The organism is Novosphingobium ovatum (genome assembly GCF_009909235.1).
Taxonomy (GTDB): domain Bacteria; phylum Pseudomonadota; class Alphaproteobacteria; order Sphingomonadales; family Sphingomonadaceae; genus Novosphingobium; species Novosphingobium ovatum.
The window spans coordinates 772391-783067 of sequence record NZ_JAAAPO010000001.1 but is presented as its reverse complement, the minus strand read 5'-3'; the positions used below and the strand labels follow the sequence as shown (position 1 = coordinate 783067).

General features: G+C 66.6%; 6 protein-coding genes. 5 read left to right on the top strand and 1 reads right to left on the bottom strand.

The features are described 5' to 3' along the window. Positions 1–6: 6 nt before the first annotated feature. A complete protein-coding gene (locus GTZ99_RS03560) occupies positions 7–348 on the bottom strand; it encodes a TrbC/VirB2 family protein (protein ID WP_227711091.1) in 342 nt (113 codons plus the stop codon). Between the two features lie 415 nt (positions 349–763). Here GTZ99_RS03560 and purC point away from each other — a divergent pair, with 415 nt between their 5' ends. The 5 genes from purC to GTZ99_RS03535 all read left to right on the top strand — a co-directional run bounded on the left by purC (position 764) and on the right by GTZ99_RS03535 (position 10660). Then, positions 764–1546 carry a phosphoribosylaminoimidazolesuccinocarboxamide synthase gene (gene purC, locus GTZ99_RS03555; protein WP_161716881.1) on the top strand — a complete coding sequence of 261 codons (783 nt, stop codon included), beginning with the start codon at positions 764–766 and terminating at the stop codon, positions 1544–1546. Positions 1547–1746: 200 nt separating this feature from the next. Then, positions 1747–4731 (top strand): M16 family metallopeptidase, encoded by a 2985-nt coding sequence (locus GTZ99_RS03550; RefSeq protein WP_320076621.1) that lies wholly within the window; start codon positions 1747–1749, stop codon positions 4729–4731. A gap of 130 nt (positions 4732–4861) precedes the next feature. After that, complete coding sequence (locus GTZ99_RS03545) at positions 4862–6058, top strand: efflux RND transporter periplasmic adaptor subunit (RefSeq protein WP_161716880.1); 1197 nt, start codon at positions 4862–4864, stop codon at positions 6056–6058. Between the two features lie 10 nt (positions 6059–6068). Next, a complete protein-coding gene (locus GTZ99_RS03540) occupies positions 6069–9275 on the top strand; it encodes an efflux RND transporter permease subunit (RefSeq protein WP_161716879.1) in 3207 nt (1068 codons plus the stop codon). Next, positions 9272–10660 (top strand): efflux transporter outer membrane subunit, encoded by a 1389-nt coding sequence (locus GTZ99_RS03535; RefSeq protein ID WP_201742345.1) that lies wholly within the window; start codon positions 9272–9274, stop codon positions 10658–10660. The genes GTZ99_RS03540 and GTZ99_RS03535 overlap by 4 nt, the downstream gene beginning before the upstream one ends. Positions 10661–10677: the final 17 nt, after the last annotated feature.

The following is a 10677-nucleotide window of genomic DNA, read 5'->3' as shown; positions in this document are numbered from 1 at the left end:
CTCTCCCTAATGCCCCAGCGCGACGGCGGACTGGATGCCCGCCACGATGCTGGCCGCGCCAAACAGGATGAAACAGCCCAGAATGACCGTCACCCCATGCCGCCAGTTCATCCGCCCGCCCAGCATCATCAGCCCGACAAAGGCCACCGCGATGATCGCCACCACGCTGGCCACCGTGCCCAGCAAGGTTTGCTGTACCCAGCGCACCGCGCCAATGATCGGGCCAGACCCGGCCGGATCCACCCCGCCTCCACCCGCGCCATATCCTCCGCCATAACCCTGCGCATGGGCCAGCGGCAGGCCCGGCACGATCAGCGCCACGGCCACCACCAGCGCGATCAGCCCCAGCCAGCGCAACGCCCGCCTGCCCGCGACATTCCTGACCCCGACCGGCCTGTCACCACGACCAAAATCCCGCTCTTTTTCCATGCATACCGGGATACGGCAGGGGCCACAGCGCCCACAATGCTTTGCCCCCACTATGGACCTTCCTGCGGGGGTTGCCCGGTGGTCTGGATCAATCCCCCGCCGCCTGTCCCGCGCCCGCCACACCACGCCTGCGCCCAGTGTTGAAGAACCGCGCGCTTTGGTATAAAGGCCCGCCTCCGCTTTTGCCGTCTAGGCCGTCTGGCGCAATGCCTGCCCCACATCGCAGGTTGCCGATATCGGTCGGGGCGGCGTATGCTCTCATCCGGCCCGGACGCGGCGCGTGCTGCCCGTTTGTGCCCGCCCGTGTCACCGCTTTGTTCGAAGAGGAATGCCCATGTCCCGTCGCCGCCAGATCTACGAAGGCAAGGCCAAGATCCTCTATGAAGGTCCGGAACCGGGCACGATCATCCAGTATTTCAAGGATGACGCCACCGCCTTCAACGCCCTGAAAAAGGGCACGATCAACGGCAAGGGCGTGATCAACAACCGCATCAGCGAGTATGTGTTCACCCGTCTGAGCCACATCGGCATCCCGACCCATTTCATCAAGCGCCTGAACATGCGCGAACAATTGGTGCGTCAGTGCGAGATCGTGCCGATCGAGGTGGTGGTGCGCAATGTGGCGGCTGGCTCCATCAGCAAGCGTCTGGGCATCCCCGAGGGTGAGCCGCTGCCCCACACCCTGATCGAATATTACTTCAAGGACGACGCGCTGGGCGATCCGATGATCGCCGAAGAGCACATCGCCTGCTTTGGCTGGGCCAGCAACGAGGAGATGCAGGACATCTCGTCGATGGCGATCCGCATCAACGATTTCATGTGCGGCATGTTCGCGGCGATCAACATCCGTCTGGTGGATTTCAAGCTGGAATTCGGCCGTATCTGGGACGGCGATTACAGCCGCGTCATTCTGGCCGACGAAATCAGCCCCGATGGCTGCCGCCTGTGGGACATGGTCACCGGCGAAAAGCTGGACAAGGACCGGTTCCGCCGCGATCTGGGCGGCGAAGAGGAAGCCTATCAGGAAGTGGCGCGCCGTCTGGGCCTGCTTGACAATGAGGGCGGCCCGTCGGAAGTCTTTGACCTGTCGGTGCATCGCAAGCTGCGCGGCAAGTAAGACACGACACAAAGGGGCGGACGCAAGGCATGCGATGGAATTTTCGGAATGCCTTGCCCGCCTTGGCGGGTAAACCTGTGACTGCGCCCGCCTTGGCGGGTAAACCTGTGACTGCGCCCGCCTTGGCGGGTGCCCCCGTGACTGCGCCTGTGGGGGATGGGCGGAAGGCGGCCTTGCCTGCGCTGCGCGGGATTTGGCCTGTGGCGTTGGCCACGGCGCTGTTGATCGGCGCGGGGATGGGTGACGCGCTGGCGGTGGCGCCACGCGCCCACTCGGCCGCCCACCTGGCCCCCCACGCAAAGCCTCTGCCACCACGCCCGGCGCCCTATCGCCCCACAGCACCCGTCCCCGCCGCGCCCACGTGGCGCCTGCCAGACAGCGATATTCCGCTAGATCCGGGCTGGACCTTTGGCCGGCTGCCCAATGGCATGCGCTATATCATCCGCCACAACGCCACGCCGCAGGGTCAGGTGGTGCTGCGGCTGCGGATGGATGTCGGCTCGCTGGACGAGGCCGAGGGCGAACAGGGCTACGCCCATTTCATCGAGCATATGGCGTTCCAGGGCAGCACCCATGTCGGGCGTGGCGAGATGATCCCGTTGCTCGAACGGCACGGGCTGGCCTTTGGGGCGGACACCAACGCCTTTACCAATTTCGAAAACACAACGTTCCATCTGGACTTGCCCAAAAACGCCGCCGGGCTGGTGGATACCGCGCTGATGCTGATGCGCGAAACCGCCAGCGAACTGTCGTTCCTGCCCACAGCGGTCGACAATGAGCGCGGGGTGGTGCTTGCGGAAAAACGGGACCGTAATTCCGATGGCTATCGCGCCAGTGTCGCAGCCTCGGCGTTCTTTTACCCGCAGGCGCGGCTGAACACGCGCTGGCCCATCGGCACGGATGAAACGCTGAACGCGGCCACGGCTGAACGGCTGCGCGCCTTTTACCGCCGCCATTATGTCCCGGCCAAGGCAACGCTGGTGGTGGTGGGCGATGTTGATCCCGCCGCGATCGAGGCGATGATCAGGCAGCGTTTTGCCAGTTGGGCCGCCCGCCCCGCGCCGCCCCGGATGAAGGCGGGACCGATCGATCCGGCCGATGGCGGGCGGGTGTCGGTGCAATTGAACCCCTCGCTGACCGAATCGGTGACGCTGCTGCGCACCGGCCCCATTCAGGACGAGCCCGACACGCTGGCCACGCGCCACCGCAATCTGCTGCGCGCCATCGGCTATGGCATCATCAACCGCCGGTTGCTGCATGTCGCCCGTCAGCCCGACGCGCCGTTCCGCGACGCGGCGTACCGCACCACCGACAATCTGCACGCGTGGCGCACGACGATGCTGGACGTCGACGCGATCACCGGGCGTTGGCGCAGCGCGACACAGGCGGCGATCACCGAATTGCGCCGCGCGCTGGAACAGGGCTTTGCCCCGGCCGAGGTGGCCGAGCAATTGGCCATTCTGAATGGCCGGGTGGAGGCCGCCGCCACCGGCGCCGACACCCGCAGCCACGAGGCGCTGGTGCGCACCGCTCTGGCCGTGGCCGAGGGGGATTTCCTGCCCGCCAATCCGCGCGCGCTGCGCGACTGGCTGGCAACGCAACGCGCGACCATCACGCCGGAAACGGTGCTGGCCGCGTTGAAGGCCGAAGCATTGCCGCTGGATAATCCGGTGATCCTGTTTCAGGGCCGCACCGCCCCGCCCGGTGTCGAGGCGCAGTTGCGCCCGGCCGTGACCGAGGCCTTGGCTGCCGCCCTGCCCGCGCCGCGCCCGGTGGTGGCCGGACCGCCGCCGGCCGCCTTTGCCTATACGCAGTTCGGCACGCCGGGCCGCGTGGTCGAGGATCGCCGCGAGGCGGAACTGGGCATCCGCATGGTCCGCTTTGCCAATGGCGTGCGGCTGAACATCAAGCATACCGACCTGACGCGCGGATCGGCGCTGGTGGAAATGAATGTCGATGGCGGGCAGATGCTTGCCACGCAAAAGAACCCGCTGGCGGTGGAACTGGTCAGCGCGCTGCCCAGCGCGGGTCTGGGCCGCCACAGCCGGGACGAGCTGGAGAGCCTGTTGGCGGGCCATCCCGTTGCTCTGGGCCTGCGGGCAGAGGATGAGACATTCGTGTCGCGCGCGCAGGTGCGCAGCGGCGACATTGGCCTGCAATTGCAGGTCATGACGGCGCAAATCACCGATCCGGGCTGGCGTGGCGAAGCGGTGGAACTGTACCGCCAAAGCACCAACGCCCATTTCCAGCGCATCCGCGCCACGCCCGAAGGGGTGCTGGGCGCGCGGCTGGGGGCGATCCTGTCGGATGGCGACCCGCGCTTTTCGCTGGCCCCGGTCGAGGCGTTCCGCGCCCTGACATTCGAGCGATTGCGCGCCGATATCAGCGACCGTCTGGCCCATGGCGCGATCGAGGTGGCGATCGTGGGCGATGTGGACGAGGCCGAGGCCATCCGGCTGGTCGCCGGGACGCTGGGCGCGCTGCCCATGCGCGAGGCCGATTTCCGCCCCTATGCCGATCAACGCAGCCGCAGCTTTACCTCCAACCGCGCGCTGCGCACGCTGTACCATGCCGGCCCTGCCGACAAGGCGTTGATCCACATCACATGGGCCACGCGCGACGACAGTGATCCCGATGAAAAGCAGGTGCTGAACATGCTGCACCACCTGATGCGCATTCAACTGATGGACGCGCTGCGGCAACGGTTGGGCAAGGTCTATTCGCCCTCGGTCAGCAGCATGCCCAGCCGCATCTGGAAGGGCTATGGCACATTCATGATCCAGCTGTCGGTGGCGCCGCAGGATGTGCCGATCGCCCGCGCGGCGATCAATGACACGCTGGCGGCGCTGCGCCGCGCGCCGGTGTCGGACGACCTGATGCTGCGCGCCCGCGCGCCTTTGCTCGAAGATTTTGATTCGGTGTTCAAATCCAATCTGGGCTGGCTGTCTGTGGCCGATCGTGCCCAGACCAACCCCGATGGCATCACCCGTCAGTTGAAAGCGCCCGGCCGTCTGACCCGCGTCACCGCCGCACAGGTGCAGGCCGCCGCCGCCCGCTATCTGACCGACGAGGGCGCGGTGAATGTGCTGGTTCTGCCTGATCAGGTGCTGACCGGGGACGATACCCGCAAGGACAGCACCGCCGCGCGCAAGGATGGTGGCGCGTTGGGACGCCCTGCTCCCTGACCAACACGCGACCTTGCCGGGAATAGATGTGGCCATAGTCGTCAGACGGAAACATTTCTCGTCCTTTGCCTATCCGCGTTCACCCAGAAGCATTGACACACCGCTTGGCGCCAAGCGAAGGACCATCCCCATGCCCGCCACCGTATCGCCCCCCTCCGCCGCGCTTGCGCAACCTGCCGCCCGCCTGTCACGCGTGGCTTTGCTCGCCCTTGCGGGGGCGGCGCTGACCCTGACTGCCTGCAGCAAGGATGACGCCAAAAAGCCCAAGGGGCCCGCGCAGGTCGGCTTTGCCGTGCTGAGCGAGAGCGATGTGCCGCTGGAGGTCGAGCTGCCGGGCCGCACCGCCGCTTTCCGCATCGCGCAGGTGCGGCCGCAGGTGTCGGGCGTGATCCAGCGCCAATTGTTCACCGAGGGCGCGTTGGTGCGCGCGGGGCAGCCGCTGTACCAGCTGGACGCCAGCCTGTACCGCGCATCGGCCGCGCAGGCCGCCGCCAATGTTTTGAGCACACAGGCGAGCGCCGAGGCCGCCCGCGCCAAGGCGGACCGCTATCGCCCGCTGGCCGAGGATCAGGCCGTGTCGGCGCAGGATTACACCGATGCCGCAGCGCTAGCCCGCCAGACCGCAGGCGCTGCCGCACAGGCCCGCGCCGCGCTGTCCACCGCGCGGATCAACCTGCGCTATACCACCGTGCCCGCGCCGATCACCGGCCGGATTGGCCGCTCGCTCTATACCGAAGGCGCGCTGGTCACGGCCAATCAGGCGGACGCGCTGGCGACCATCTCGGTGCTGGACCCGATCTATGTCGATATTCAGCAAAGCGCGGGCGACCTGTTGGCGCTGCGCCGCCAGTTGGCGGGGGGCGGCGCCGTCCCCACCGCGCCCAAGGTGACGCTGCGGCTGGATGATGGCAGCGACTATCCCCTGCCCGGCGTGCTGGAATTTTCCGAAGTGACCGTGGCGGCCGACACCGGCACCGTGGTCCTGCGCGCCCGTTTCCCCAATCCGCAGGGGCTGTTGCTGCCTGGCCTGTTCGTCCGCACCCGCCTGACGCAGGCCAGCCAGAGCAAGGTCATCCTTGTCCCGCAATCGGCCCTGTCGCGCGATGCGCGCGGCAATGCGACGGTGATGGTGCTGGCCGGGAACAAGGCCATGCTGCGCGATGTCACCGCGCCGCGCACCTATGGCAATCAATGGGTCGTCACGCAGGGGCTGAAGGCCGGGGACAAGCTGATCACGCAAGGGTTGGGCAAGATCAAGCCCGGCGATGTCGTGCGCCCCGTGCCCGAAACCACGCCGCAACATCCCATGATGAAGCCGCGCAAGTAAGGCTGCCCGCATGTCACGCATCTTCATCGACCGCCCGATTTTCGCCTGGGTGATCGCGATTGTCACCATGCTGGTGGGGCTGGGCGCGCTGTACACACTGCCGATCCAGCAATTCCCCGACATCGCCCCGCCACAGGTCAATATCAGCGCCACCTATCCGGGCGCATCGGCGGCCACGCTGGAAGGCAGCGTGACGCAGATCATCGAGCAACAGCTGACCGGGCTGGACGGGCTATTGTACTTTTCGTCCACCTCCAGCTCGTCGGGGCAGGTGTCGATCAGCGCCACCTTTGCCAAGGGGACCGACCCCGACATCGCCCAGGTGCAGGTGCAGAACAAGGTGCAGCAGGCCATGAGCCGCCTGCCCGCCAGCGTGCAGCAGCAGGGTGTGCGCGTCACCAAGTCGAACCCCGACTTTCTGATGGTGGCGACCGTCTATGATGCCACCGACCGCGCCACCAATCTGGACATTTCGGACTTTCTGGTCAGCCGGATGCAGGAACCGATCGCGCGCATTCCGGGCGTGGGTCAGGTCAGCTCGTTCGGGTCGCAATATGCGATGCGGGTGTGGCTGGACCCGGCCAAACTGGCCGCCTATCAGCTGATCCCGGCCGATGTGAACAGCGCCATCGCCGCGCAAAACATTGATGTAGCCGCTGGTGAAGTGGGCGCCACGCCATCAGCGCCGGGGCAATTGCTGAACGCCACCGTCACCGCGCAATCGCGGTTGCAGACGGCATCGGAATTTGCCCAGATCGTGGTCAAAACGCTGCCCAGCGGCGCCAATGTGCTGTTGAAGGACGTCGCGCGGGTCGAACTGGGTTCCGAGAATTACAGCCTGGTCAGCCGCGTCAACGGCCACCCCGGCGCGGGCCTGCCCATCAGCCTGACACCCGGCGCCGACGCGCTGAAGGTGGCTGAACTGGTCAAGGCTGAATTTGCCAAGCAGAAGAAGGACTTCCCCCCCGGCTACGAATATGCCTTCGCCAATGACTCGACGCGGTTCATCACCAAATCGGTCATGGACGTGGTCACCACCCTGCTAGAGGCGGTGGTGCTGGTGGTCATCGTCATGTTCGTGTTCCTGCAAAGCTGGCGCGCCACGCTGATCCCGGCGATCGCGGTGCCGGTGGTGATGCTGGGGACATTCGGCGTCTTTGCCATGGCGGGATATTCGATCAACACATTGACATTGTTCGGCCTTGTTCTGGCCATCGGGTTGCTGGTGGATGACGCCATCGTCGTGGTCGAAAACGTCGAGCGGTTGATGGCCGAAAACCCCGGCATGACCCCGCGTGAAGCCACCATCGAATCCATGCGCGAGATCAGCGTCGCGCTGGTCGCCATCGCGCTGGTGCTTTCGGCGGTGTTTTTGCCGATGGCGTTCTTTGGCGGGTCGACGGGGGTGATCTATCGCCAGTTCTCGCTGACGATCATTTCGGCGATGGTGCTTTCGGTGCTGGTGGCGCTGGTGCTCTCGCCCGCGCTGACCGCCACGCTGCTCAAGCGGCCCGAGGAGGAGGACCACACCTCGCCCATCGGCCGCGCCAGCCACTGGATGCGCGAGCGGTTCGAGCATCATTTCAACCGCCTGCTGAACTGGTATCACCCCCGCGCCGAATGGATCGCGGAAAACCGCCGCTGGCCGCTGGTGGCCTATGGCGTGGTGCTGCTGGCGCTGGCGGGGCTGTTTGTGCGACTGCCCACCGGCTTCCTGCCGTCAGAGGATCAGGGCATGGCCTCGCTGACGTTCAACCTGCCCGCTGGCGCGACGCAGGAGAGGACCAAGGCGGCGGGCGATGCCATCCAGGACTATTTCCTGAAGAACGAGCGCGACAGCGTCGAGACCATCCTGACGGTCGCTGGCGGCGCGCAGGGCGGCACCAACGGCCAGAACGCGGGCCGCGGCTTTATCTCGTTAAAGGACTGGGACGACCGCCCCGGCAGCGAACACACCGCCGAAGCCATCACCCGCCGCGCCACCGCCGCGATTTCGGGCGGCTATCGCGATCTGGAATTCTATGCGCTGCAACCGGGCATCGTGCGCGGTCTGGGCCAGTCGGGCGGCTTTACCGCCGAATTGCTGAACACCGGCGATCTCAGCCGCGAGGCCTTTGCCAAGCTGCGCGACCAGATTTTGGCCGAAGCGCGCGCCGATCCGGTGCTGGCCAACGTTCGCCTGTCGAACCTGCCGGATCAGCCGACGCTGAAGATCAGCACCGACACGCAAAAGCTGACCGCGATGGGGTTGAGTGTGGCCAATGTGAACGCCACGCTGTCGACCGCGTGGGGCGGCAGCTATGTCAATGATTTCGTTGACCGGGGCCGGGTAAAGCGCGTCTATGTCATGGGTGATGCGCCCTTCCGGTCAAAGCCGGAGGACCTGTACCAATGGCAGGTGCGCAACACATCGGGCCGGATGGTGCCGTTCAGCGCCTTTGCCACGATCACATGGAGCAAGGCGCCCTCGGCCGCCTTCCGTTTCAACGGCATCTCGAATTACGAAATCAACGGGCAGGCAGCCCCCGGCGCGTCCAGCGGGCAGGCGATGAAAGCGATCGAGGATATCGTCGCCCGCCACGACGGCGTCGGGCTGGCATGGTCGGGCGCGTCCTATCAGGAACGGCTGTCCTCGGGTCAGGCGCCGGTGCTGTATGGCTTGGCGCTGATCGTCGTGTTCCTGTGTCTGGCGGCCCTGTATGAAAGCTGGAGCGTGCCGATCGCGGTGATGCTGGTGGTGCCGTTGGGCCTGATCGGCGCGGTGCTGCTGGCCAATCTGCGCGGTTTGCAGAATGACGTCTATTTGCAGATCGGCCTGATCACCACGATGGGGCTGGCGGCGAAAAACGCCATCCTGATGATCGAATTTGCCGAACAGGCAGAAAAGCAGGGCAAGCGCATCATCGAAGCCGCGCTGGAAGCGGCCAAGATCCGCCTGCGCCCGATCCTGATGACGTCCTGCGCCTTCATCTTTGGCGTGATGCCGCTGGCGCTGGCCACGGGCGCTGGCGCCAATGCGCGCATCGCCATCGGCACGGCGGTGATTGGCGGCATGCTGACCGCCACCGCGCTGGCGCTGCTGTTTGTGCCGCTGTTCTTTGTCATGGTGCGCCGCACCACCCGCGACACGCTGAACAAGCTGAAGGCGCGCAAGGGGCCAAGTGCCCCGCCGCCGCCCCCGCCCCTGACACTGGACGATCCCGAGGTGCAGGCATGATCCGCGCATTGTTGCACAGCGCCGCCGTGGCTGGCCTGATCGCCGCACCGCTGGCACAGGCCCGGACCAAGGCGCCGCCGGTGGCTGACATCCCCGCCCGTTTCGACGTGGCCGCCAGTGACGCGGCCCTGCCCGCCTATGGCTATGCGCAGGTATTGGCCGATCCGCGGCTGGTGCGGGTGATCGATCTGGCGCTGGCGCATAATCAGGACCTGTCGGCGGCCATGGCCAATGTCGAGGCCGCCCGCGCGCAGGCCCGCATCGCTGGCGCGCCGCTGTTGCCGCAAATCGATGCTTCGGCCGGGTTCAACCATGGCGATGGCGATGGACGCTACACCTCGGGCGCCAGCACCAAGGGGGATCTGGTCTCGCTGTCAGGCTCGGTTGCCAGTTACGAGCTGGACCTGTTTGGCCGCGTGCATGGACTGGCCGCCGCAGGCCGGGCGCAATATCTGGCGCAAGGCGCGGCGATGCGCGCCGCGCGCATTACCTTGATCGCCAATGTCGCCAATGGCTGGCTGCAACTGGCCGCCGACCGCAGCCTGCTGCAACTGGCTCAGGACACCGCCGCCTCTGCCCGGCAGAGCGTGGCCCTGACCACCCGGCGCGTGGCGGGCGGGATTGCCCCGCTGGCCGATCAGCGCAAGGCGGAGCTGACCCTGCGTCAGGCCGAGGCGGACATCGCGGCACAAACCACCGCCGTGGCACAGGATTTGAACAACCTGCGCCTGTTGGCAGGGACGGATGTGCCCGCTGACGCCCTGCCCTCTGGCATTGATGATGCCGCCGCCCGCCTGACGGCTGTCGCGCCGGGGCTGGACTCTGCCGTACTGCTGCGCCGCCCCGATGTGGTGCAGGCCGAATTTCTGCTGCGCGCGGCGGACGCCAATGTCGATGCCGCCCGCGCCGCGCTGTTTCCCAAGATCACGCTGACGGCGGTGGCGGGGACGGCCTCGCTGGCGCTGTCCAGCCTGTTTACCGGCGGGTCGTTTGCCTTTGGCGGGGGCGGCACGCTGTCCTATCCGATCTTCCGCAATGGGGCGTTGCGCAATGCGGCCAAACAGGCGCAGGCCCAGCGTGACGCGGCCACCGCCGCCTATCGCAAGGCGGTGCAGGCCGCGTTCACCGATGTGGCCAATGTGCTGGCCCGCCGCGCCACGATCGAGGCGCAATTGACCGCGCAAAGCGGCGCGCGCGATGCGGCGGCGGACAACTGGCGGCTGACCGATCGGCGCTATCGCGGCGGGGTGGGTACGTGGCTGGACGCGCTCAGCGCGCAGCAATCGTTGTATGCGGCGGAAAAGACGCTGGTGGCCGCCCGCCTGTCGCGTGGGGCCAATCTGGTGGCGCTGTATCGCGCCGTGGGGGGCGAAACGGCGCAATAAGCGCGCTGATCGGGGTT

Coding starts and splice junctions, on each gene's coding strand:
- purC (WP_161716881.1), top strand. CDS start 764: ATGTCCCGTCGCCGCCAGATCTACGAAGGCAAGGCCAAGATCCTCTAT.
- GTZ99_RS03545 (WP_161716880.1), top strand. CDS start 4,862: ATGCCCGCCACCGTATCGCCCCCCTCCGCCGCGCTTGCGCAACCTGCC.
- GTZ99_RS03540 (WP_161716879.1), top strand. CDS start 6,069: ATGTCACGCATCTTCATCGACCGCCCGATTTTCGCCTGGGTGATCGCG.
- GTZ99_RS03535 (WP_201742345.1), top strand. CDS start 9,272: ATGATCCGCGCATTGTTGCACAGCGCCGCCGTGGCTGGCCTGATCGCC.